17 protein-coding genes and 1 pseudogene are annotated in these 25868 nt (G+C 43.1%); 4 read left to right on the top strand and 14 right to left on the bottom strand.

Translation table 11 applies throughout. From position 1 onward, the window contains the following. Positions 1–88 precede the first annotated feature (88 nt). From ACAN54_RS00960 to ACAN54_RS00945, 4 genes and pseudogenes are all read right to left on the bottom strand, one after another. Positions 89–1189 carry a DUF1648 domain-containing protein gene (locus tag ACAN54_RS00960; protein WP_379151186.1) on the bottom strand — a complete coding sequence of 367 codons (1101 nt, stop codon included), beginning with the start codon at positions 1187–1189 and terminating at the stop codon, positions 89–91. A gap of 646 nt (positions 1190–1835) precedes the next feature. Beyond that, positions 1836–2030: pseudogene (locus ACAN54_RS00955) on the bottom strand (DUF255 domain-containing protein); the annotation flags it as partial. 1201 nt (positions 2031–3231) lie between these two features. Then, complete coding sequence (locus ACAN54_RS00950; RefSeq protein ID WP_379151183.1) at positions 3232–4170, bottom strand: discoidin domain-containing protein; 939 nt, start codon at positions 4168–4170, stop codon at positions 3232–3234. 566 nt (positions 4171–4736) lie between these two features. Beyond that, a complete protein-coding gene (locus ACAN54_RS00945; protein WP_379151180.1) occupies positions 4737–5570 on the bottom strand; it encodes a hypothetical protein in 834 nt (277 codons plus the stop codon). 203 nt (positions 5571–5773) lie between these two features. On the opposite strand from ACAN54_RS00945, the gene ACAN54_RS00940 reads away from it, so the two are divergent. Then, positions 5774–6232: a hypothetical protein gene (locus ACAN54_RS00940; RefSeq protein WP_379151177.1), complete on the top strand. Its 459-nt coding sequence runs from the start codon at positions 5774–5776 to the stop codon at positions 6230–6232. Positions 6233–6582: 350 nt separating this feature from the next. Here ACAN54_RS00940 and ACAN54_RS00935 read toward each other — a convergent pair whose 3' ends face one another. After that, on the bottom strand, positions 6583–7800 hold the full coding sequence (locus ACAN54_RS00935) for a glycoside hydrolase family 5 protein (RefSeq protein ID WP_379151175.1): 1218 nt from the start codon (positions 7798–7800) through the stop codon (positions 6583–6585). 353 nt (positions 7801–8153) lie between these two features. Here ACAN54_RS00935 and ACAN54_RS00930 point away from each other — a divergent pair, with 353 nt between their 5' ends. Then, on the top strand, positions 8154–8873 hold the full coding sequence (locus tag ACAN54_RS00930; RefSeq protein ID WP_379151172.1) for a class I SAM-dependent methyltransferase: 720 nt from the start codon (positions 8154–8156) through the stop codon (positions 8871–8873). Positions 8874–8961: 88 nt separating this feature from the next. On the opposite strand, the gene ACAN54_RS00925 is transcribed toward ACAN54_RS00930, so the two are convergent. After that, complete coding sequence (locus ACAN54_RS00925; RefSeq protein WP_084146909.1) at positions 8962–9063, bottom strand: sporulation protein YjcZ; 102 nt, start codon at positions 9061–9063, stop codon at positions 8962–8964. A 185-nt stretch (positions 9064–9248) separates the two neighbouring features. Then, the gene (locus ACAN54_RS00920) at positions 9249–9521 is read right to left on the bottom strand and encodes a DUF1259 domain-containing protein (RefSeq protein ID WP_379151169.1); all 273 of its coding nucleotides are present in this window, start codon (positions 9519–9521) and stop codon (positions 9249–9251) included. Positions 9522–9762: 241 nt separating this feature from the next. Between ACAN54_RS00920 and ACAN54_RS00915 the strand changes: the two genes are divergently transcribed. Further along, positions 9763–12342 (top strand): glycosyl hydrolase, encoded by a 2580-nt coding sequence (locus ACAN54_RS00915; protein ID WP_379151166.1) that lies wholly within the window; start codon positions 9763–9765, stop codon positions 12340–12342. An 86-nt stretch (positions 12343–12428) separates the two neighbouring features. Here ACAN54_RS00915 and ACAN54_RS00910 read toward each other — a convergent pair whose 3' ends face one another. The 5 genes from ACAN54_RS00910 to ACAN54_RS00890 all read right to left on the bottom strand — a co-directional run bounded on the left by ACAN54_RS00910 (position 12429) and on the right by ACAN54_RS00890 (position 17572). After that, positions 12429–13283 carry a stalk domain-containing protein gene (locus ACAN54_RS00910; protein WP_379151163.1) on the bottom strand — a complete coding sequence of 285 codons (855 nt, stop codon included), beginning with the start codon at positions 13281–13283 and terminating at the stop codon, positions 12429–12431. Positions 13284–13309: 26 nt separating this feature from the next. Further along, the gene (locus ACAN54_RS00905; protein WP_379151160.1) at positions 13310–14467 is read right to left on the bottom strand and encodes a copper amine oxidase N-terminal domain-containing protein; all 1158 of its coding nucleotides are present in this window, start codon (positions 14465–14467) and stop codon (positions 13310–13312) included. A 24-nt stretch (positions 14468–14491) separates the two neighbouring features. Beyond that, complete coding sequence (locus ACAN54_RS00900) at positions 14492–14959, bottom strand: DUF2691 family protein (protein ID WP_379154074.1); 468 nt, start codon at positions 14957–14959, stop codon at positions 14492–14494. A gap of 17 nt (positions 14960–14976) precedes the next feature. After that, positions 14977–16782: a serine hydrolase domain-containing protein gene (locus tag ACAN54_RS00895; protein WP_379151157.1), complete on the bottom strand. Its 1806-nt coding sequence runs from the start codon at positions 16780–16782 to the stop codon at positions 14977–14979. Positions 16783–16933: 151 nt separating this feature from the next. After that, positions 16934–17572, bottom strand: a complete 639-nt coding sequence (locus ACAN54_RS00890; RefSeq protein ID WP_379151154.1) for a class I SAM-dependent methyltransferase — start codon at positions 17570–17572, stop codon at positions 16934–16936. Between the two features lie 231 nt (positions 17573–17803). Between ACAN54_RS00890 and ACAN54_RS00885 the strand changes: the two genes are divergently transcribed. Then, positions 17804–18487 (top strand): DUF5680 domain-containing protein, encoded by a 684-nt coding sequence (locus tag ACAN54_RS00885; protein ID WP_379151151.1) that lies wholly within the window; start codon positions 17804–17806, stop codon positions 18485–18487. 113 nt (positions 18488–18600) lie between these two features. Here the strand turns inward: ACAN54_RS00885 and ACAN54_RS00880 are convergent, their stop codons facing one another. Both ACAN54_RS00880 and ACAN54_RS00875 read right to left on the bottom strand, forming a co-directional pair. After that, positions 18601–24099 (bottom strand): fibronectin type III domain-containing protein, encoded by a 5499-nt coding sequence (locus tag ACAN54_RS00880; RefSeq protein ID WP_379151148.1) that lies wholly within the window; start codon positions 24097–24099, stop codon positions 18601–18603. 586 nt (positions 24100–24685) lie between these two features. Continuing rightward, positions 24686–25807 (bottom strand): PTS transporter subunit EIIC, encoded by a 1122-nt coding sequence (locus ACAN54_RS00875; protein ID WP_379151145.1) that lies wholly within the window; start codon positions 25805–25807, stop codon positions 24686–24688. Positions 25808–25868: the final 61 nt, after the last annotated feature.

Genomic DNA, 25868 nt, shown 5'->3' with positions numbered 1-25868 from the left:
CTTTGTTAGTATTACCCATTGAATGGCAAAAAGACACCAAGGGTTAGAGCCTCGGTTCGCTTATGTTCAAGTCAAATAACGGTGAATACTAACCTCTAAGCCTTGTTACCACAACTAACAGTACAATAATTCCGAGCAAAATCAGCCAGCTTACTGGGTGACCGAAATTTAATCCCCAGCCGACTCCGAACCTTTTCTCGACGATTAGGTTTGGATCCTTACGGTTGAAATAAATCATCCCTAACAGCCATTTATCATCATCATGGACAGGTCTGACATTAGAGTAATTGACAGATTGCTCCAAGCTGTTTCCGCCCTGACCAGCCCAGAACGATAAGGCGAAGTAGTATAGCATGATAAAGGCTATTATGATAAAGATAATGGGGATAGCGAAATTGATGTTTAGCAGAGATATCATGTTTAGTTGCACAACGGAAAACAGGATAACTAATAAGAAGCTTGCTGTAATCATAAAACATGACCAAGTACGGCGGAAAGTTACGTCTTGTCTAATGGAACGGTTCGGATCAGTAGGTTGAACCTGCTGCTTCACTCTGCGAATACTCCAATTCTCAAATGTGAACAAAAGTGTTATGAATACTTGTATTATCGTAGTCATAAACACAGAACTATAAGATTTATCTGCATAGCGGTCAACGTTCCAACTGCTGTTGTAATGGATCGGAATCTGATCAGGAATCTGATCGTAGTTGAGTAGCACAGTTACAATACTAACAACAATAATACAAACATGAATGAGGAACCAATTATTAGACAAGCCAATGTTTCTTTTCCGAGAACCAGTGTCCACTGCCATGATTGATGGTTCCTGAGCAATCGGCAGCATAGGTAGTAAACTTTTCATTTTGAAATGATAGCTAATGTTTATGACTAGGGAGATTACGACCATGGCGAGAGAATAAGTGACAATGATCCAACTTTGTTGCTTGGCATGTTCATCACCGTATATTAGGCAGATGATACAAACCATGAAGAGGATAGTATGCAAGGTGGCACTAATCCTAGCATATGACTTCCGCATCTGGCGCAGAGGCTCACTGTGGAATTGTACAGCGCTGACGGTGACCCCAAAACTAATCGTCTCTCTTGTTAAATAAGGCATGCTTACCATGAGTACAATGGTAGGTACAAATACAAAGATCATTATTATAACAGGCATTATCGTCATATCATTCGCCTCCTCTTATACATAAGTGTGTATTCGAAAACTCTATAACCCTTAGAGCATCGGCGATTCATCACTATGCCTTTCGATTTAACATAAATTTTATTATAATCGATTTCACTGACTACATGGGTGAAATTAACATTTTCCAGACCTTTTGTTACGCAGAGCTACTCATCTGACAACTGAATTATGGCAAGTACTTTAAGCAATAGAAAAAGGAGCCCTTTTACAGGCTCCCCTTCGACGGTGTTTGATCGTTCGAGTATCTTTAAAAGTCACACTTCACATCATTAGAAATACTTGGGCACCGCTAGTTCACTTTCCGTTTTAAAGGAATGCTACTAGGCGTGTGTGTTCAGAGATGCTCTGCGACACAACCCCTCGCTTTCATTTGACTTAGTGATTAGTTAAATTCCTCTTGTAGCCCTAGCACCGAATGGTCCAACGGAACCACACCTCTCTTCACACCGTCAAAAATATCTTGCACAGATTTCAAGCTTCTTATACATCGTATACTCAAACAATTTTAAATCGGGATCGTTAAATATTACCATATTATTTTAAATAAATGAATGTCTATAACCACACTTTGTTGTCCGTTAATAAGGAAAGTAATTTAGTATGGGCTGAAAAACTAAAATTAACAGGAGTGGAATTCACCGACATGCCACCAAAGATAGGTGGAACAGCCGATGGATAGGAAGATAGGCTTGTTCTCACTTTTAGCAACTTCAAAGTCCTCTTCCGACCAAGAAAACCGGTTGACCGGGTTATGTGCGTGTTGCAGCATATAAGGCGATTTTTCCTTGGCTAATCTATTGGGTACTTTGTGAGTTGTCATGGGGCTATCCCCTCATTTCGGATAATTTTGGGTAAAGTACATCTATATGTTAGTTTACCCAATTTGGCGGGAGAAGGCGCAATGAAGAGACTTTCAAACTAAGTCTCTTCATTCATTTTTTATTTCTTTGTTAAACTACTTACCAAATAACTAGTTAGAATTATAGCTATTAATACGGCTGTGAACATGTATATGATTTCTATTAAACTTTGATACGTACTTGATGATAGGGTGATTAAATCGAAAATAAAGTATCTTCCAACCAAGTAAAAGATAACTGTAAGGGCTAAAAAAAGTAATACACTTATTATGCTTTTGATAGTTTGTCACCACACTTCTTATCATTGGATTATATAGTCAAATAGATTAGGTGCTACATCTTTCGCTCTAGCTTCTTGAAGGATCGGCACCATGCTCAGAATCATTTGGATGTAAGTGTCCCACCATTCATAGGTTTTAACAATTAAAGCCCCTGCTTCCAACGATGCTGGGTGCCCGCCGATCCCCAAGGAATTCATACCCCTCGTATACGTATTTTATCTTTTCTGTAAGTTCTAATAGATCATCTTTCCAGTATGATGACTCCCATATGATATTATTCGGCTCCTTTCTTTAAGGGGTTTCGGATAACGCCGTCGTTTTCACGAACGCTCTATTTTTTGCTTTGGTATAAAAACTCAACTTCACCATCTAGCAAATATCGATATTCAAATAATTGTATTGTTCTTTCCCTAATTCTCTCCATTATAACGGTGTCCAGGCTTACCAATCCTTGTATTTCAAGGTAACCATTACTAATAAATGTCTTCTCTACAAATTCTGATTCCCTTAAGTGATACTGTCACCATTCTTTCTGCGATTCAATTAGTGCTTCTTTAACCAAGTCTCCACTAAATTTAAAGGAATATCCAAAGTGAACTTCTGAACTAATGTCAACACGCAGCATTCCATTCTCTTATTGAAATTCTACAAGACACCGTACTCTCCTTCCGAAAAACCGAATTTTTCCATATAAAAACCCCTGGAATTTTTCCAGAGGTTAATAGTTTCTTCAACGCCCAATTCTTCTCTTCATGTTTCGTTGATTGACTCCACAATACCTTGCGCTTCAGACACACCTGTTTCGTAAGAAACATGTTCCACTGACCACGATTCATTCATCTTCACAAAATAAAAACAAGCCGGTGTTTATAGTAGAAGATTATTCAGCTATGTATGCATTAACTTCAAATGTTAATACTTTATCAAACACAATATAATCTTTCCGAGATATAAATGGGCCCTTGTTATTATTATGTTTGTTAATCGCAAAGATTACTGGTCCTTTCCCAGCAGCTTTAGCATCATACCAGTCTATAAAAGCGTTAACTTCAGACATGGACAGGTCAAATTCCTTTTCCATTCCTGTAGAAAAAGTAATTGTCAATAATGCCCTACCTACATTTTTAGCAGTGCCAGTAGCTTCATTTGAGTCTAAGCTTTCTCCATAAATATTTTTTGCTGAAACAACATAATAGTACATTGTGTTGCTTTGAACATTCTTGTCAGTGTATGACGTACCATAGACATTATCAACAACAGTCATGTAGGGACCGCCCATATTTGAAGATCTTTTCACAGTGTAACTAGTTGCAGTAGGAACTGCAGTCCAATTTAACAATATTTCATTATTTCCATCTGAAACAGTCAAAGTTGGAGGTAAAGGTACATTTTGACTCTCCATCATCTCCATTTCACCTATTGACAAATAACTACCGCCATTAATGGATGAAACGTTAATTTTGTACTTTAAATATGAGCTGGTATTATTTATTAAAAATTCCTTTATAGTTCCATCTTGCCACGATGAAACGTCAGTTTTCGTGTCTAATACAGTCCAATCAACACCATTGTTACTTCCTTCGAATGTCCAATTCTTTGGCATACGATTTACATATCCATTGAGTCCAATGGGAGAAATCGTATACTTTGTAATTACCTTTGCTGCATTAAATTCATAAGAAAGCCATCCAGTACTTGATTTCGCACACCAATAATCAGTAGAACCGTTAAGTTTATCAAAAGCTTTCCAAGCAGGAGAATTACTGTCGTATTGTGTACTTGCATTAGCTACACCTGACGGAGCTGCATTACTTGTCATTTTCGGAATCAAATTCCCCGAGTAAATCGGACTTGCACTTACAACTAGGCTAAAATGAAATAAGGACAGCATGAGACTCAAAACTGCTACTAAAATAATATTTTTTCTCCGTAACAAAATTAATAACCTTCTCTCAATAGAATGCGAACAATTAATTATTACCTTTAAAGTATATATTTATCTAAACATTTTTGATCATTTTTGTTATATTATATATCATAATTTGTTGCAATTTATTGAATTTGTAAATAAGAACCAACCAAAAATGGGAAGGCATAGGAGCGATTATATTGTTATCAGAAGTAACATGCTTCTTTGAATTAATCATACCTCCATTCTAAAGTAGGGTTATCGTAATTCGTTTAATAGCTCTAATAATTTTGTCCTCACATATTCTACGAATATATATCTTTTCCATTCGAATAATATATTTACTGAAATTACGCTTAGGGACCGGCGGATGTAGCCAGTGCAGGATTGTCTGCTGATTTCACATCTTAATAGAGTTTCTCTGCGTGACTCGAAACATTGTGTGGTGCTGCTATCTGTTCTTCCAAATAGATTAATCACTGATTTATAACAAACACACCAACTTGCTCTCCAAACTGCCCCATCCACATTTGTCCGTTGCCAATCATAACACCTTCAGAATTAATAAATACTTTATCTAGTTTCTGTGCTAATAACGCCTTCTTCACTTTTACAGTCATGATTTTGTCGTATTTCTTTATAAAATCTTTCTTGTTTGGGATTTCTATAGTTTTCCCCTTATTAGTCACTTTCAATGGGTATACCATCAAATTGGCTACCTCGGATTTGTTTCCTTCTTTGGTGTATTTCTGAAGTAAACTGAAGTTATGCTCAAATACGACTGGATTCATGATGCCTGCGACTTCATAAGGATTGTTACTGATATTAACCGCAATAACCCCTAGCTTATTGTTTCGTTCACCCATCCACAAATCCCCATCTCCAACCATAACTCCCTGATAGTTCACAAATAGCGTATCGACTTTTTGAGTTAGTAGTTGGTCACGTACAACAGAAGTAAAGATGCGATCGTACTTCTTAATAAATTCATCCCTGTTATAAATGATATATTTTTTGTTGTCTTTGTTAACATTCATTGGATAGGAGATCAGCTCTGCCACTTCTTTTGGTTTATTATCTTTGACCGCTTTTTGTAACTTGGCAAAATAAGCCGTGAATTCTGCGGGGTCGTCGATGCCAGCAACTGCATAAGGATTATCGCTATCTACACTCGCTATGTAAGCAGGTGCTGAAGAATTGGTACCTTGCTCAGCCCAAGCCTGACCTGAAAATATAGTTATACCCATTGAAAAGCTCAAAATCATTGCGGCTTTTTTCATGCTAATGTTTATCATCATTGTTTCCTCCATATTCCTTTCAATTTCCTGAAGCCACCGCTTCATATAGCCTATAGATCCGGTTCCGGCGTCCGAAAGCATGTTAAATCGGGCTCGCTTACGTCATATCTTTTGTCCAAAAAAGTTGTTTTCCTAAAATGTCCTGTTATATACTGGATATGATTCTGTGTGAGGTTTGTCACAACAATTAATCATTACAGAAACGGAGTGAACACATGATTCATAATCCATGGAAATTTGGTAAGCTGATTCTTATGACGACTGCTTTGACCTGGGTCCTGGGGGCGTGTTCTGCCAAGGAATCCAACGCAACTGAAGAAGCTGAGAATGCCACAGCTGCCGTTCAAGTTGAAGGAACAGAGAGACCTGAATATTTGCCAAAGGACTTTCCAATTCCGGATGATGCTGAAATAACCACTTCCCACTCAGAGCAAAATGACGGCAAGAAATCGGTTCTTTTCATCTTTAAATCCCAAGAAAAGTTCGACAAGCTGGCAGAAACGTATAAACAGTATTTCCAGGATCAAGGGATCAAAGATGCATCGGAGACCATTGATGAGAAAAACCTCATCATTCAAGGAGATACTGATGCTGAAAGCTGGTCGCTGATCGGCGGTCCATTATCCACGCAGAAAGAGACTGTAGAACTGACCTTAACCTGGTCAGAGTTGTAATTTATAGATAGTTCCAACAAGCGATCTTATCAAAGAGCCCGGTAAACGGCTGTGGTAAGATCGTTTTTTTAGTTTAGTATTTTCGTAAGCTGTTTAATAGCTCTATTAACTTAGTCCTCCTATATACTACGAATTTATATTCTCCTCCATTATTAGTAGTTACTTTGATTCCAATTGGATGCTCCTCTGGTTTATTGTATTTATTAATACTATGCTCTTATCATACTATGAGTTGGAAGAATATGACGAATGTAATTCTTATACTTCCCACGAGGAGGAAGCTCAGTGCAAATAAAAAAGGTGGCTCCAACCAGTGGAGTCACCTTTTCTTGATGATATTCAAAAAATAATTATTGCATGCCTTGCATGATCGCATTAATAATGTCCTGCTGAGTTATGGTGTTGTTCGTACGGTTAAACAGAGCAAACCCATGCTGGCCGTTATAGCCATTGTCCCAATAAATCGGCACTGCTTTGTATTTTTTGGCTGTTGCTGTTACCGCTTTGGCAAAGGCTGCACGATAAATGTTATTGCTGGAATCGTAGGCATTTTTGTCAATTGAACCGAACTCTCCGATCACGACAGGGTAACCTTGGGTAACAAACTTATTATACATCGATTGAAACTGCGAATTCAGGTAATCCTCTTGTCCCCATGTTGATTTTTTAGAGGGGTTCGTGGCTGATGCGCCCCATTGCGTAATCGTCCCTGATTCCTCGCCCGCAAAATCCCATGGGGAATAGTAATGCGCGGAGATCATGATTCTTTTTTCCGAACTAGGTATCGAAGAGGATCTATAAGTATCGGTTGGCAGAACAAAGCCGTAATTGCCAGCGGTATAGTCAATATTCGTATTCCAACCCGGGATCAGCAGCCATCTTGCACTATTGTTGCCGCTGGTTTGTCTGACCGTATCCACGAAGATTTGATTATAAGCATTAAGGTTGGCGTAGTAAGCAGAATTTGGATTACCATAAGTCCCATCAAAAACTTCGTTCATTGACTCAAAGATCAGCCGCTCGTCATAGTTGACAAACTTATTGGCAATCTGCTGCCAAACACGCTTGTACTTGTCTTTAATGGCAGCCTGGTTGCCACTATTCACGAGAAGCCACCCGCCTTGAACAGAATTGTATCCGTCCCCGTGAACATTAATAACCACATACAGGCCTTCATTGTAGGCATAGTCTACAACCGCTTTCACCCGATCCAGCCATGCAGAATTTATCGTATAGGATGGAGCGCTTCCAATATAATTCAAGTAAGAAACGGGAATACGAATTGTTTTAAAACCTGCTGCTTTCACTTTCTTGATCAGTTCCGGAGTAATCACAGGATTCCCCCAAGCGGTCTCGCTTGGCGTACCATTCGAAGATGCTTCCAGCTGATTGCCCAAATTCCATCCGGCGCCCATTTCGCTGACAATCTGCGAAGCTTGCAATGATCTGAAGTCTGATGTAATGGGGGTGGCTGCAGATGCTCTGGCACTCCATCCGGTCAACGCGACTGAGGCTACCAACATAAGAGCTACACTGTAAATTCCGTATTTTTTTAGTTTGGATAGCATTTTAAAACCTCCGTTTATATTGTGATTATTCAGCGTGCAAACGGTTACAACAATCCGAGCTATATTTTCTATATAAAGACCGAATGCCCTCCTTTCCGAATAATGTAACCCATATAAAGGAAATAACTTTGTATTGCTATCAGAATAACATATTTATGGTAAATAAAGTATAGTATTTTCCAATAATTTCATACACATGCAAAAGCCAAGCGACCTCTAGCATCGCTTATTCTATGCCGTGAATCAGAAAACGCTGGAAGCCCCGGTTGTTGTAAAGTTGACGATCATTTCAACAATCGAATCCTTCTTACATATCATAAAAATAAAATCTGCGATGAAAGGACATTAAATACATGGAATATCTCGATATGCTGGCTAAATTAGGTATTGGTAATGCTCACCCTGGAGGATTCTCGGCAACCCTAGATCAGTTTGAACATCATCCCCTGCCCCCTGCTTCGCAAATTCTCGAAGTAGGTTGTGGCACAGGGAGAACATCTTGTTATTTAGCTGCTCAGGGTCATGAAGTAACAGGTGTAGATATTCGTCCTGATATGATTGCAAAAGCAAATAAGCGGGCTGAAAAAGAAAATGTAACATTGAATTTCCTGGAAGGGGATGCTACTTCGCTGCCTTTTCCTAACGAATCATTTGATGTGATTCTTGTCGAGTCTGTCTCCATATTCACAGATACAAGGAAGGCTTTCTCGGAATACTTCAGGGTTTTGCGGCCTGGAGGCCAACTTTTTGACAGAGAAATGATCCAGCGTAACCCCATGCCGGCAGATATCAACCAAGAAATCACTAAATTTTATCACATTGATGGTTTATGGGATATCAATCAATGGTCAGCCCTGGTACAAACCATCGGATTTATTCACTCTCAGATCGAGGGACCCTTCAAATTTCCTAACTCAAGTCCAGAACTGTATGAGCAGCCTGATGCTCATCAACAAATTGATGCAGGTTCTTTTCTTGACCGATCCATTTGGGAAGTAAGCAATATGTACAACCGGATAATGGACAGCTATACAGAATATATCGGATATATTCTTGTGATTGGAACTAAATAAACAGGCTGTTCAACATGCTACAAAAAAAGAACAAAAGCCTACTAAATAGGCTCTTGTTCTTGCTTAATACACTTTCCAGGCCTTGTTACTAAACAAAGAAACCAGCAGATAAAATGATGACCAACAGAATATAGAGAACTAAAATTGCAGCTGTAGAAGTAAATCCATGACCAACTTCAGCGCATCCCATTGATTTCCCCTCCTCTTCGCTTTCTAACACATGATATGCGCCGTCCGTTCTGAATGTATAGACTATAACCTATTTTACATGGAGGAATATATGTAAGACTTTAGCCGGCATAACTTTATCATTGACTATGGGGCTCCGTGAAAAAAACACTTACAAAGGGCTAGTGTCGCTCTGCATGCATAGCCTCATTTTTTAGCAGGTTTACAAACGAATGGACCCACCGATTTGTCCGTCAACACCCGGGATACTTCACGCACGTTCTTAGCAAACACAAGCGGACGTTGAATGGCCTCCCAATGGATATACCAGATATTTGGGTTTGTGAATAACCAGTGATAATGAAGAGCCGTCACCTTAATGTTTGTACGTAACTTAGTGGCTGCACACACTCCATTTACGACTTGGGCTTCCCCGCCAAAAATCCCGGCAAATCTTTTACACTGTGGACCTACACTCATATCCTATCACCCCTCATCGGTTGATAAGATATCGTATTTTGAAGCGATAACTTTGGTAACGGTGCATATCATTTAGTAGAAAAAGATGAGTAGATTAACCAGCTAATAAAGTATAGAACCTTTTGCCGCCCATATATTTACAAATATTGATGTATATGCTATCTTTACTTTGAAAGCGCCATCATGAGTCGGTAGATTGATAAGTTATTCATCATATTCCACATGGAAGGGAAGATGAACAATGAATACTTGGTTCAAAAAGGCAAGCGTAATGATGCTGGCAATCACTCTAATGCTTGGATGGATGACAGTGCCTGCTCATGCAGACACAGGCAGCACACTTACCACGTTGGAATGCGAGGACGCCCAGCTTACCTCCGATCTACAAGTCGTGACACAGATTTACGGACAACCCAAACCCGGATACACGGGGAGCGGGTTTGTCTGGATGCAGAATGGCGGTACATTAACCTTCAAAGTGACTGTCCCGGAAACCGGTATGTATTCGATCTCCACCCGGTATATGCAGGAGCTCAGTCCAGACGGCAGACAGCAATCCTTATCCGTTAATGGTATTTCTAAAGGTTCATATATGTTACCCTACACAAAAACGTGGTCGAAGTTCGATTTCGGCTATCACAAGCTGAACCAAGGTAGTAATACCATCCAAATAAAGGCCGGTTGGGGATTTGCTTATTTTGATTCCCTCACAGTGGATGTTGCCGCTCTTGATCCTTTGAATGTACAGCCTGTCCTCACTGATTCTCAGGCCACACCGGAAACACAGGCTTTGATGAATTATTTAACGGGTGTTTACGGCAAACATATCATCTCCGGCCAGCAGGAAATATACGGAGGTGGAAATGACGGCAATTCCGAACTGGAATTCGATTGGATTCATAATCTTACCGGTAAGTATCCTGCTATCCGCGGCTTCGATCTTATGAACTATAATCCGCTGTACGGGTGGGAGGACGGCACAACCGCCCGGATGATCGACTGGGTGAATAACCGGGGAGGGATCGCGACAAACAGCTGGCATATCACTGTGCCGCGCAAGTTCACCACTTATCAGCTCGGACAGGCAGTGGATTGGAAGGAAGCCACCTATAAGCCTACGGAAACCGATTTTAAGACAGCCAATGCCGTAGTTCCCGGTACCAAAGAAAATCAATATGTGATGATGGCCATCAAAGATTTGGCGGAACAATTGCAGATTCTGCAGAACAACAAGGTACCGGTTATCTTCCGTCCCTTTCATGAGGCAGAGGGCAACGGCGGGTTGAATGGCGAAGGCGCCTGGTTCTGGTGGGCTTCGGCTGGCGCGGATGTGTACAAGCAGTTGTGGGATTTGCTCTACACTGAACTTACGGAGACGTACGGATTGCACAACTTGATCTGGACTTACAACAGCTACGTGTACAGTACTTCTCCAGCCTGGTATCCTGGGGACGATAAGGTGGATATTATCGGTTATGATAAATACAATACGATCTACAACCGTTATGACGGATTGTCCGGGGTACCGAATGAGGATGCCATTACTTCGACATTCTATCAGCTCGTTGACTTAAGCGGTGGTAAGAAAATGGTGGCCATGACGGAGAATGACACCGTTCCGAGCGTACAGAATCTGACAGAGGAAAAATCGGGCTGGCTCTATTTCTTACCTTGGTACGGTGAACATCTCATGAGTTCTGCCTTTAATTATCCGGCCACCCTGACCACGCTTTATCAAAGTAATTATGTAATCACACTGGATGAGCTGCCCGATCTGAAAGTGGACGATCCCACCCCAAGTGCGTCCATTACACCGGTAAATATTGAATTTGACAAATATGCGCTGACTCAGAGTGACAAAGCTATAACCATGAATTCAAACGGCAATACATTAACCGCACTTCGGGCTGGCGCGAATGTATTGACCGTGAATCAGGATTATACCTTGAGCGGAAGTACACTACTTCTGAAAAGAGCTTTCCTGGCGGGTCTGCCGGTTGGCGAGCATTCGATTATCTTTGATTTTAATCAGGGGCAAGATCCCGTATTAAAAGTCAAAATAGTCGATTCCACTCCGAGCGCCGCGGTATCTCCTGTGAATGCGACTTTTGATAAAGCGTCGAATCAAGCGCAAGATATTTCCGTATCTCTTACGCTAAACGGGCACCAGCTTGTAAATATCACGAATGGAAATTATACGCTTCAATCCGGTCAGGATTATACGGCATCAAGCGCTGCTGTCGTTCTTCGCAAATCCTATCTTTCTACGCTGCCGCTGGGCCAGAATACGATAACCTTTCATTTTAGCGGGGGGAATAACGCTGTAATTACAGTAAATGTATTGGACAGCGGTGTTCCTGTACCGGCGGGAGACCTGACGATCCAGTCCTTTAACGGTAACACTAGTACCTCCACTAACGGAATTTCACCCAAATTCAAAATAGTCAACACCGGGGATTCAGCGATTCGGCTCAGTGATGTCAAGCTCCGGTATTACTACACGATCGACGGGGATAATGAACAGAACTTCTGGTGCGACTGGGCTAGTATCGGGAGTGCAAATGTAACCAGCAAATTCATTAAGCTGGCAACTCCGGTTGCCGGAGCCGATTATGTTCTGGAAGTTGGTTTTACAGGCACAGCAGGAACGCTTAATCCCGGCCAAAGCGCAGAGATTCAAGCACGGTTCTCCAAAACCAACTGGTCCAATTATAATCAGTCTAATGACTACTCCTTCAAGGCATCTAGCACTCAGTTCGCTAACAACGAACAGGTTACCGGATATTTGAGCGGTCAGCTTGTATGGGGGATTGAGCCGTAAGGACGTTTAAAAAAAGGGTTGGAGCAGGATACACCTGCTCCAACCCTTTTTGCTGTGTAATCATCCACTATGAAGTAGAAGATTCATTATACAATCGTATTACTGATAATTTTTAAGAAACCGTTCTTAGAGGCTGTTTCGATGATCCGTTGAATGGATCTTCTAGCTGCGTCGCTAAATAAATACCATTGGTCTTCAGTCGCGTCATGAATGATAACTTGCGGGTAATCCTTTACTATTTCCGTTGACGAAGAGTCTATCAAAGTATAAATATCATAACGTTTTACGCTTTTGCCTTCAGTATCGAGAAAGTCATATTGTCTATCTTTATAATAAGATCCAGGAAAATCTGAGGATAACATCCACGAATAATGTTCAGGAACTTTGATCTTACTGCCTAAATTTTCAATAAAAACATCATAAATTGCTGTGTTGTATGCATTTCCTTGGATTTGCTGAACTTCACCACCTATGATCATATGATATTCCTGCTGAAATGCTGAAATCTTTGTATGATTGATAATCAATGCTTCGGAATGGACTGTAACTGTGGAACTTTTGAAATCAACCTGGCAACCAAATGCTTCTGAGAGAAAACGAAGTGGAACCATGGTTCGGTTATTCTTGATATAAGGCTTCACATCCAGATGTGATGATTCCCCGTTTTTCGTTACGGTACCGCTGTTCAGATTCAATTTGACTTGTGTATTGTTTTTCGTAAGTGTAATTTCAGCGTTAGACCCACCGACCTTAGCGCCTAAATTTTCACTGATCACACGCAGAGGTACCATCGTACTACCGTTCCTGACTTCTGCCTCCACATCGGATGTAATCACAACACCATCAATCTTGATTTGAATATTTCTCGCTGCCGCATGAGCGGTTGAAGAAGATACTGCTAAAACAAACACAAGCAAAATACCTGAAAGTATCTGTTTCATTATATATCTCCTTTTTTTGAAGATGATTATTGGTCGCCTAATTGATAAGTGAAGGTCGATTTAACTTTATTATTATTGGTAAATTCAAATTGCAATTCAGACTGGTTCTCATCTTTTCCTGTAAAATGTATTCCATCGTATTTGAACCCTGGCATATCACTTGGAAGAATACTGAACTCTTTGTAGAGAAGTATCGCTTCGTTAGTCTCCATATCGATTAACGTTAGCAGTCCTTCTTGAGAAGAGCGGACGATTAAGTAATTCTCACCTATAGCTTCAATAGAGTAGCTCAAATCCGGTTCGCCTGCTAGTATTGATACGTTCCATGTGGCCTTCACCGAAGCATCTGGTGCAATTAATCGAATATAATGACCATCGTTCATAACGGCATTACCACCATAAATCTTCACATCTTCAGGATAAAACTGCCAGTAGTTTCCTTTGGATTGGCGTAGAATAGCACCTTTTTTTACAAACAGGTTAATTACAGTCAGGTTCATCGACGGCTCGCCGTTAGAATTTTGAATTGTCACCAGGTCCGCATCTTCTGAAATCTTCACGAAAGTAATCCTGGTATCTCCAATATAACCTGGTTCAAGATTTGCTGATGAGATTCCTAATGAGTGAATAACACCTGCTGTGTCGCGCTTATATAAAGTACCGTTCACACCATTAATAAAATACGCGTCATTCTTTACCTTACCATCGCCAACAAATTCGGGATAATTAATATCCGCTCTACGGCTGGCAGCATTCCAATTCAGTGAACCCCCAATGGCATCATTCACGAAGCGCAAAGGTAAGTAGAGCTGCTTATTGATCTGCTGGGGACTTTCAGAATACACCACTCTCTTGCCATTCACTGATGCATAACGACTACCGACTTTTATACTTCCCTTTGTAAACATATTGGCGATCGTAATCATTTTGGTATGTTCATCGTAATTAACGGTTGCGCCACTGATATACAGGCCATCTAGCGGGAGCATGAGTGTTCCATTTCGTAATGACGGAGCCCCAGCTGATGAAGTAATCTGCGTGTTGTTAAGATAGATATGAATGGGTGTGTAAGAGGACTGCGTTATACCCGACGCTGCTGATACGACAGAGAAGGTGGAAGGAACTATACCACTTAGGGAAATGCTAAGTCCAAGAACTAGGATAATTTTTATTATTCTCCTCAAAATACCACCTCCTTGTCAGGAATACTACCACGCAGACAACCTTGTTCTGTAATCATTTTCATCCGTAATATACTTTAAGCTACTATATCCTTGTGAATTAGCATGTAGATACATGTCCAACAGCTTCTCCTGATCCTTACAATATATCGCAACATAAACACTGTCGACCACTAAAAGTACGAATTGACATTCACTATTTATATACTCTTCGTATGTCTGAACATCTATTACCTTTTGATCCTTCGGATAAGCCTTGAGGTCTGCAAATATGATGTAATAATCGTTATTCTCTAAAATCCCCTTAAGCAGAACTCCATCCATCCCAAAGGTCTGTTCAAGAAAAAGCGGCTCATCTAAGGTATTCTGTCTTGAGAAGTATGCCTCCTCTCCCCCGTTATACCAATGAAATGACGCCACATCAAAGGGTTTCAAAATCTCCCCAAGAACACGGCCGTGCTCATTCGGAATCTCGAAAGTAATCCCCCTTTTCATATACCCACCATTGAATATCACCAAAATTTATATGCCTCCCAATAAATGACGTTAGTTATCATAATGAAACTAGCAATCCACGTCATCATAAGCTTTATCTTCTCTTTCCTTGTACAGTCCAGTTTGGTCCATTGTGCAGCCAGCATGACGGTGTAGATCACTGGTATAAGGACAAGTACCGCAATAAGTATGACACTCCATCGAACATCTTGAATCAGTGGTGCATCCGAGAATAACTTTAATGATATGTATACAAACAACATTGCTGTAGTGATGATAGAGACATTTACAATGGCACGGTATTTCTCAAATGTCCCAAGAAACCTTTTGTGTTTCAGGCAGTGAATCATACTGATCATCAGTGAAATTAAACTATATAACACGGACCCTATGAATAACAGCAGCAGTACTAATTTGGCGATTACTCCATAACCGTTCACTTCCAGATAGTCCTTGCCGGGGAATTGCAGAACTGTATCCTCACCTTCCGCAGCTGACGCATAAATTACATCCTGCTTCAGTCCACCCATATCTAACAGATACGAGTCTGTACCCACACTTGTAACGGTAAATTCAGGGCCAGGAACAGAGTATCCGCCTTCACCATTTGATACGAATTGCATGAGGCAAGCCAAACTGTAGAGCTTGGTGTAACCTTTAAAGCTGGTTCTAGCCGATAAGTACATGCCCGATATATCTTTTCCCGTTACTGTACTCTTACTGAGCTTATATTTCCCAAAAACCAGCGGCAGAATGCCGCAGTTGAATACCGACTCGTGTTGCTGATTGGTCAGAATGATCGTACCTATACCCGATACAGGATCAAATGCAAACCAGGAGGAACTTCCAATGGTACCCCCGTTGTGCCAGATGACAGGGACTCCAAACTGATCTGTCCAAAATCCGTGATAGTTCCTGACCGAAGTCCCGTCGGCATAGAAAAGAGAGGGTGACAGCATTTTAGCTAAAGTATCTGCTTGTTCAAACAATGGCGATTGTTTCCCTTTGGCTGTAAGGAAGGCTTGCGCGAATCTGATAAAATCACCGGATGTCCCCATTGCCATTCCCGCAGGATATAATGATATATAATAAAGACTGGTTCCAAGCGATTTATTCTCTGTGGTATAGTTCTTCTCTTCCTTCCGCTTGTTGGCAACCCATTCATTATCCGAGATTGTAGCACCTAATGCCGTATGTTCCATGCCCAGTGGCTCAAAGATATGTTCATGTACATAATTATCAAAAGATTGCCCGCTGACATTTTCGACGATATATGCTGCCAGTGCTGCCCCCCAGTTGGAGTACGCAACGACCGTCCCCGGCTTATGTATCTGTTCTGGTTCTATCAGCTGTAAGGCCGCTCCGAGCTCCTTAACATCGGCCTTGTCCTTAATATACAGATCGGTAAACGTTTCCTGCCAGCCGGCGTTGTGGTTCATAAGATTCAGCATCGTTACCGGGGTATCATACTTAAGTTTCGTGAGAAATCCTTCGGGCAGATAGGTGCGGATATCTTCATTGAGATCCAGCTCACCTTTCTCGACAAGCTGCATGACACTTGCCCACACCAGCAATTTAGTACAGGAGCCCCACTCGAAGACCGTATCCTTATCATTCGCAATTGCATTCTCGATGTCTGAATAACCATAGGCCTTCTCCATTACTACATCACTATCTGTAAATACTGCTACTGATACCGCAGCGGTAGTACTCTCATGCTCCTCCACGTAGGCATCAATGACTGCTTCGATATTCGAATACGTGACGCCTGACGGCAGTACATCTTCACCTTCTGACGCAAACGCGGTTAATGGTGCTGACATGCACACGACAAGTACAAGAACTATACCCAGAAATCTAATCATATAAAAACCCTTTCTTCTCGTTGCTGAAATCATACGTTCATCCGGTATATTTCTTTAATTTACTTGTTCCGCGCTTGTATTCATATGATCTACTTCCCTATCAGTTCTGCTATTCGAAAGGTTCTTCAGATTTTAACGGGTAGAGCTGCCCTGGACTTGCCCATATCAGATGAACCATATTAAGCCAGTAGGATTCCGACTTATTGATTGCAAGACCTGACTCCCGGATCATCTCTGGAATGTTCCTTGTATGATGACATCCATAAATGCGGTATAACAGTGGATTCAATGCTTTTTGGGCAACTGAGACGGTAAGCTTCGAACTAATTCCATGCTCCAGCAAAAGGATCTGCCCGTCCGGTTTGCACCAGCGTTTGATTTTATTCAACACCATTAAGGGATTATCGTAGCTGCAAAAGGATAACGTGGAAATAATAGTATCAAATGAGTGATCCGGAAAATCCATTTCTTCAATATCTGAACAAATAAAATGTACATCCACCCGATGTTGGTTCGCTGCACGTTCTGCTTTCCCAATCATAGCCTCACTAAAGTCCGTTGCAGTAACCTTTACCCCGGGAGGATAATAAGGGAAATTCGCCCCCGCCCCAACCGCAATTTCGAGCACCTCACCTTTTGCATGACTTAACAGATGTTCACGCCAGCGTTGTTGGCTGGGGTCCCCTGTCTTTTTCTCATATTGGGTTGCTTGCTTATCGAAGATACGTATTAATTTCTGCTTCTTCACCGACCGAATCCCTCCCTACCCATATGTGTATGCTCCCACGCTTGAGTTATCCAACTAATTCGCTAAATGTGCCGGCTAATCCTGCTAGATTTTACCATGCTGAATCAACAAGTCCACTCACACAGCTATGCGGAAAAGCTCTCTGCCAACCTGCAGTTGTCATATCTGTTAACTATAATTGGTAGTAAGATGGAGACGAATTCGATAACCTGTTATCAAGAGGTGAAGATAATGAAATTTCAGGATAAACTGCAGATTCTGCGGAAAGAAAAGGTACTGTCTCAAGAAAAACTGGCGGAGCTCATCGGGGTTTCGAGACAAGCCGTTGCTAAATGGGAAATCGGTCAATCTTACCCGGATATGGTCAACCTCATCAGCTTAAGTGATGTATTCCGGGTTAGTATTGATCATCTGGTCAAAGACCATCATGACGAAAATTGCCTGTTTACCAGCGGTCAAGTGCATTTGCAACCGGATCATTCCGTCATTGATTTTCTATGCCGTGCCAAAAAAGCCACTTATGCTGCCAATGGAGCGGAGGCCGCTTCTTCGAGACCCGGGTCTCATGACTTGCATTATTCTGAGGGACTGCTTAGCTATATGGATACCTATCTGGGTGGGGAGAAATTTGCCGGAGAAGAAGCCATATGGTTGGAGGATCAGCCTATCTGGTCCATGAATTATGCCGGACGCATCCTTGCCGAAGGCTTCAGTGGAGATTTCCTGAAAGAAGCCTTGAGCCTGGTCTCTCAAGAATATCCGTACCGCGGCCCCCTGCTGCACCACAATGGTGATTATACTTACCACAGTGTGATAACCGGAGGGTTTGAATGGTTCCACGGTTATGAAGATATTTTCTGCAATGGCATTAAGGTATATGAATGCATGTTCCATGGCGGGAGTATCCAATCCTAAAGGTAATTATTGCCGCATAACGTGAAAAAGAAAGAGGAGATGTCCCTACAGCCATGTCTGTGGGGACATCTCCTTAATTCTCATTATCTTCCTGAAATTTCGTTAACACCTATTCAGGGTCCAGTGGCTTCATCATATATATTTAATTCATGGATGGACCACCAGTTTGCAATACTTGAAGTTAGCACTATCTTGATGAACTGTGCTGTATGCTGATTAAAATCAACAATTGTCGTCATTTTGCCTGTCCCGGTTGCTATCGCAGTTCCCCAGTTCATACCATCATCCGAGATATAAACTTCGAAGTTTCTCGCGAAGTCTCCGCTACTGCCTATGTTCACTTCCATCATGATCCGGCTAAAGCTTCTTATGGACTTCATATCTACAATAAGATATTGGCCGGTAGCCTGAGCGGCTCCTGAACTCCATCGAGTTGAAATTTCACCGTCAATCATATTAGCAGGCAATTCGCTGGTAAGAGGAGTGGACGGTGTCAGAGTCCATCCGGTACGCACTAAAGCCTGTTTGGGATGAACAAGATTATCATATACTTTAAACTCATCAATAGACCACCAGTTCGCTGAACTGGACATAAGGACTATTTTGATATATCTGGCATTCTGTGCAGCAATATCCACAACGTTGTTCCCACTGATTCCTGATCCGCTTGCCACTGGGCTTCCCCAATTAATATTGTCATTGGATACGTAAATCTCATAGCTGCGGGCATAATCGTTGGGATCATTCGTTGAATCCATCACAATGCGATTGAAGTTCTGAACCGTCCCCATATCCACAACTAAATATTGTCCTGCCGCTTGAGTCTTCCCGGTGCTCCAGCGAGTGCCCAAATTCCAGTCAAATAAGGCAGCCGGGTCTGTTCCACTGGTGGAATTCGTGCTTGCAATCCATCCAGCTGAATTCAATACGGTATATGTTCCACTTCCAGCAAAGGTCAGCGCGCTCGCGGTGTTGCTCACTGTAGAGGTATTTCCTGCGGCATCCCTTGCCTTCACAGTATAACTGTATAATGACGAAGGACTCAATCCTGTCTCAATGTAAGTGGTCTGAGTAGTGGTATTTAATAATGAACCATTACGATAAATGTCGTACCCAACTACGCCTGTGTTGTCCGTTGAAGCGGTCCAACTTAGATTGATTTGGCTGGTAGAAACGGTAGTGGCCGTCAATCCTGCTGGTGCAGTCGGCGCTTGTGTGTCTATCAAAGTCAACGTTGTTGCACTTGCCGAATTACTTACTGCCGATGTATTCCCCGCTCCATCCTTGGCTTTCACCGTGTAGCTGTAATAAGTGGATGGAGTCAGGCCCATATCGCTGTACGTAGTTGATGCGGTTGTGCCGATCAAAGTGCCGTCACGATAAACATCATATCCCGTCACACCCACGTTATCCGTAGATGCACTCCAGCTGAGGTTCACCTCGCTGATGGAGGAAGCCGTAGCGTTCAAGCCGGACGGTACAGTCGGTGCTTGTGTGTCCAGCGGAGTCAACGTTGTTGCACTAGCCGCATTACTTGCTGCCGACGTATTGCCTGCCCCATCCTTGGCCTTCACAGTGTAACTATATGAGGTCGATGCAGTGAGGCCAATATCGCTGTACGTAGTTGATGCTGTTGTGCCAATCAAAGTGCCGTCACGATAAACATCATATCCCGTCACACCAACGTTGTCCGTTGAAGCCGACCAACTGAGGTTCACCTCGCTGATGGAGGAAGCCGTAGCGCTTAAGCCTGACGGTACAGTCGGGGCTTGTGTGTCCAGCGGAGTCAACGTTGTTGCACTAGCCGCATTACTTGCTGCTGATGTATTCCCTGCTCCATCCTTTGCTTTCACCGTGTAGCTGTATGAAGTGGATGGAGTCAGGCCCATATCGTTATACGTAGTAGACGCTGTTGTACCGATCAAAGTGCCGTCACGGTATACATCATATCCCGTCACACCCACGTTGTCCGTTGAAGCCGACCAGCTGAGGTTCACCTCGCTGATGGAGGAAGCCGTAGCGCTCAAGCCTGACGGTACTGTTGGTGCTTGGGTGTCGGCTGGAGTTAACGTTGTTGCACTGGCCGCATTACTTGCTGCCGATGCATTTCCTGCTCCATCCTTGGCTTTCACTGTGTAGCTGTATGAAGTCGACGGAGTCAGGCCCATATCACTGTAAGTTGTATTTGCGGTTGTGCCGATCAAAGTGCCGTCACGGTAAACATCATACCCCGTCACACCAACGTTGTCCGTTGAAGCCGACCAGTTAAGATTTACCTCGCTGATGGAGGAAGCCGTGGCGCTCAAGACTGACGGTGCAGTTGGTGCTTGTGTGTCTAGCGAAGTCAATGTTGTTGCACTGGCCGCATTACTTGCTGCCGATACATTTCCTGCTCCATCCTTGGCTTTTACCGTGTAGCTGTATGAAGTGGGTGGAGTCAGGCCCATATCGCTATACGAAGTTGATGCTGTTGTGCCAATCAAAGTGCCGTCACGATAAACATCATACCCCGTCACACCAACGTTGTCCGTTGAAGCCGACCAGTTAAGATTTACCTCGCTGATGGAAGAAGCCGTGGCGCTCAAACCTGACGGTGCAGTCGGTGCTTGTGTGTCCAGCGAAGTCAACGTCGTTGCACTTGCCGCATTACTTGTTGCCGATGTATTCCCTGCTCCATCCTTTGCTTTCACCGTGTAGCTGTATGAAGTGGATGGAGTCAGGCCCATATCGTTATACGTAGTAGACGCTGTTGTACCGATCAAAGTGCCGTCACGGTATACATCATATCCCGTCACACCCACGTTGTCCGTTGAAGCCGACCAGCTGAGGTTCACCTCGCTGATGGAGGAAGCCGTAGCGCTCAAGCCTGACGGTACTGTTGGTGCTTGGGTGTCGGCTGGAGTTAACGTTGTTGCACTGGCCGCATTACTTGCTGCCGATGCATTTCCTGCTCCATCCTTGGCTTTCACTGTGTAGCTGTATGAAGTCGACGGAGTCAGGCCCATATCACTGTAAGTTGTATTTGCGGTTGTGCCGATCAAAGTGCCGTCACGGTAAACATCATACCCCGTCACACCAACGTTGTCCGTTGAAGCCGACCAGTTAAGATTTACCTCGCTGATGGAGGAAGCCGTGGCGCTCAAGACTGACGGTGCAGTTGGTGCTTGTGTGTCTAGCGAAGTCAATGTTGTTGCACTGGCCGCATTACTTGCTGCCGATACATTTCCTGCTCCATCCTTGGCTTTTACCGTGTAGCTGTATGAAGTGGGTGGAGTCAGGCCCATATCGCTATACGAAGTTGATGCTGTTGTGCCAATCAAAGTGCCGTCACGATAAACATCATACCCCGTCACACCAACGTTGTCCGTTGAAGCCGACCAGTTAAGATTTACCTCGCTGATGGAAGAAGCCGTGGCGCTCAAACCTGACGGTGCAGTCGGTGCTTGTGTGTCCAGCGAAGTCAACGTCGTTGCACTTGCCGCATTACTTGTTGCCGATGTATTCCCTGCTCCATCCTTTGCTTTCACCGTGTAGCTGTATGAAGTGGATGGAGTCAGGCCCATATCGTTATACGTAGTAGACGCTGTTGTACCGATCAAAGTGCCGTCACGGTATACATCATATCCAGTAACTCCAACGTCGTCCGTTGAAGCCGACCAGCTGAGGTTCACCTCGCTGATGGAGGAAGCCGTGGCGCTTAATCCTGCTGGTGCAGTCGGTGCTTGTGTGTCTGGCGGAGTCAACGTTGTTGCACTGGACGCATTACTTGCTGCCGATGTATTCCCTGCTCCATCCTTGGCTTTCACCGTGTAGCTGTATGAAGTGGATGGAGTCAATCCCATATCGCTGTACGAAGTTGATGCTGTTGTGCCGATCAAAGTGCCGTCACGATAAACATCATATCCAGCCACACCCACGTTGTCCGTTGAAGCCGACCAGCTGAGGTTCACTTCGCTGATGGAGGAAGCCGTAGTGTTCAATCCTGCTGGTGCAGTTGGTGGTTGTGTGTCTATCAAAGTCAACGTCGTTGCACTTGCCGCATTACTTACTGCCGATATATTCCCCGCTCCATCCTTGGCTTTTACCGTGTAGCTGTACGAAGTGGATGGAGTCAGGCCCATATCGCTGTACGAAGTAGATGCTGTTGTGCCAATCAAAGTGCCGTCACGGTAAACATCATATCCCGTCACACCAACGTTGTCCGTAGATGCACTCCAGCTGAGGTTCACCTCGCTGATGGAGGAAGCCGTGGCCATCAAGCCTGCCGGTATGGTCGGAGCTTGGGTATCTATAATCACAGGTTCTGTAGACGGCGGCTGTACACCTTTATCAATCGTCGCAGGAAGGTCCGTGGATGGTGTTTGTGCAATTTGAGTCAAAATAGCCCCTGCTTGCTGCATAAGGAGGTATATATTTAATCTGGTGTTATATATTTGCTCCTTGATATATGCAATTTGATTGAGTTCTTGAATTGCACTTGCGGTGTTGTTACTTTTGATTGCACTGTCTACAGCTTCCCAGCCGGAGATCCGTTCTACTTGCAGTGCATGCTCCTTGTCCCAAAGGATTCTCAGCTGTGCTTCCAGTGAAGCCACGGGTTCGAATGCTGACCGGATATGATTTTCGGTGTTATCGACCTGGGTAACTATGTCCTTTATTGAATTCTGATTGGATTTCATCAAACCAATAATCGGAGATAACCGCGCTTTAACTTGTTCAATTTGCGCATAAGTCAGCTTATCCGAGTCATACCTCTCTTTTGACGTGAGGAAGTAATATTCCTGAAACAACGCGCTGTTTGTCTCATAAAGTACATGATTTTGATCATGGACTGCCTTTATCCGCAGCAGATCCGTATAATTAACATTGCTAAATAAGGAATTCATCAGGCGCATATTTTGATTATTCTGCATGTTCATATTGTTGTACAAGATTTCTTCGTGCTGCAGCATATTTTGGAACCGGCTATACCAATCTTCAACAGTAAGGGAATCTGTACTCTCTGCGGGAATCTCAGCTGAAATGTTATTACTGATTGTAATAATTGCTGTTCCACTACCATTAGAAATGTAGTTCACTCTTTTGTGCATCTGCTCCGCGATAAACCGGAGAGGAACGAGTATATGCCCCTGGATATTCTTGGCAGGAACATCCATTTTGACAGGGATACCATTAACGACCGCTTTGTCAGAGTTCTGGTTAATAATAATTGTGGTATCAGGAAGGATGATTTTGACGAAAAATCTACTAGATTCCCTTTTCCAAGCGACTTGGGCACCCAGACTTTCGGACAATTTCCTTATCGGCAAAAGTGTATGCCCATCTAGAATCATAGGCTTAACCTCTTCTTTACCATTGTTGAAGCTCATTTTTCTGCCATTCATGAACACAAAAATCCCGGATTTGTTCATATCGTAGAGCATAATGAGCTCTTGATAGACATCCTTCTGCCCAGGCATCAATTGGATTGTTTTCTCCAGCATGTTAATCGCATCTTTCGGTTTGCCATTCATTTCGTATGCGATGCCCAACCTGTACATGTTATAAGCAGTAGGGGTGTTAGCCGCAGCAAGTTCGAGTTCGCTCAGATAACCGTCGGCTTCCGTTATCAATTGTTCCTTAATATCATCTGCTGTAGGGAAAGTCTTGAATCCAAAGTTGAGGTTGAGAGCAGAGGACATATCTAAATTTGTGTAACTTTCATGTTGTCGAATGAACTGGATCATCGGAACTAAATCGCTGGCATCGCCAAAGGCAGGTGAGACATTGTATAAAAAAAACGAACAGGAAATAAGGGTTGACACGGTTTTTATAATCGGTTTTTTCAGAAAATTCAACTCCGTTTCAAAATGTAAAGCAGAAATATGTATGGATTATGTATGTATGTGAAAAGCATATTTGATCCTGATATCATATGGAAATATTCACACTCCATATTATCGGTGATATAGGAGAAGATTCTATAGGTCTTAATTTCCTAAAATTTCTCAATAAAAGTCCTCAAAAACACCCCAGCTATAGCTAAAAAGACTAGTGATCTAAGCCAACTGTTGAAATGAATGGACTATTAGTATAATAAGTCTGTCAATCCTATATTTTTCTTCGAGGATTAGAGTGGAATCAATGGGAAAGACAAAAAAGATGACTCCCGAACAATCCAGAAGTCATCTCTTAGTATAATCTAGTTTCTTCTTCCCTTTACTTCACTTGTGCATCCACCACAGGCTCAGCCTCCAGCTTTACGAGCAGCGTCGCAATCAGAGCAATCAGAAATCCAGTTGTGCAGGCGATCAGGAAACCGCCGAACCCGTCACCCAAGTAAGCAGGTAAAGTCGCCAGTCCCGCAAAAGCAAATGAGATCGCCGACGCTCCAAACATCCCCGACAATCCTCCGCCGATGGCTCCAGCACAGCAAACAATGATCATCGGCTTGCGCAAAGGAAGGTTCACACCAAACATCGCGGGCTCGGTCACTCCGAACAAGGCCGAAATGGACGCGGACAAGCTCAAGGTTTTGAACTTCTTGTCTTTGGCTTTGATGAAAACCGCGAGCGCCGCTCCTGCCTGTGCGAAGGAGGCCGGACCCATCAGCGCCAAGAGGGTATCCGAACCATTGAGGGTGATATTATTAATCGCCAGCGGTACCAGACTCCAGTGCAGACCGAAGATGACCATCGGCTGAATGATTGCGCCAATCACTATTCCCGCCCCTATCGGACTGAGATTATACACAAACTTGTACCCTTGAGCGAGCGCGTCCCCAGCAAGTGTGCCCATCGGCCCGAACAACAGCAGCGCTGCGGATGAGACCACAATAATAGAAATCAAAGGTGTAAAAAATTCCCGAATGATCTCAGGCAACACTTTACCGCAAATTCGCTCCACATAGACCAGCAAACCTACTGCGAGAATGATTGGAATCGCGCTAGCCGGATAGTTGACTGGAGTAATGCCCACGCCGAGAAACCTTATCGTCTCATGGTCAGCAAACAATGTGGTCAGACTCGGGTACAACAGCACCCCGGCAATCACGACAGCAGTAAATGGGTTGGCCCCGAACTTACGGGCTGCTGTATACGCCAGAAGAATAGGAAGATAGTAGAACAGGCTGTCCGCCATCGCGTTCAGCACAATATACGTTCCTTCTGTTTTACTGAGAAGGTCCAGTGCTGCCGCGCCAGCCAATAACCCTTTCATAATGCCCGCCGCGCTCAGAATATTGACAATCGGAAGAAAGATTCCCGAGATACCGTCCACAATGATATTGACTATACTCTTTTTGGGCTGCTTTACAGACGTTGACTGATTATGTACTTCCATACGTGCCCCTCCACATCCAATCCAGTAGAGCCCAATACAAATGACCCGCAAGAGTGTCACT

This window comes from Paenibacillus diazotrophicus (genome assembly GCF_042610465.1).
This window is presented reverse-complemented; position numbering and strand designations above follow the sequence as displayed.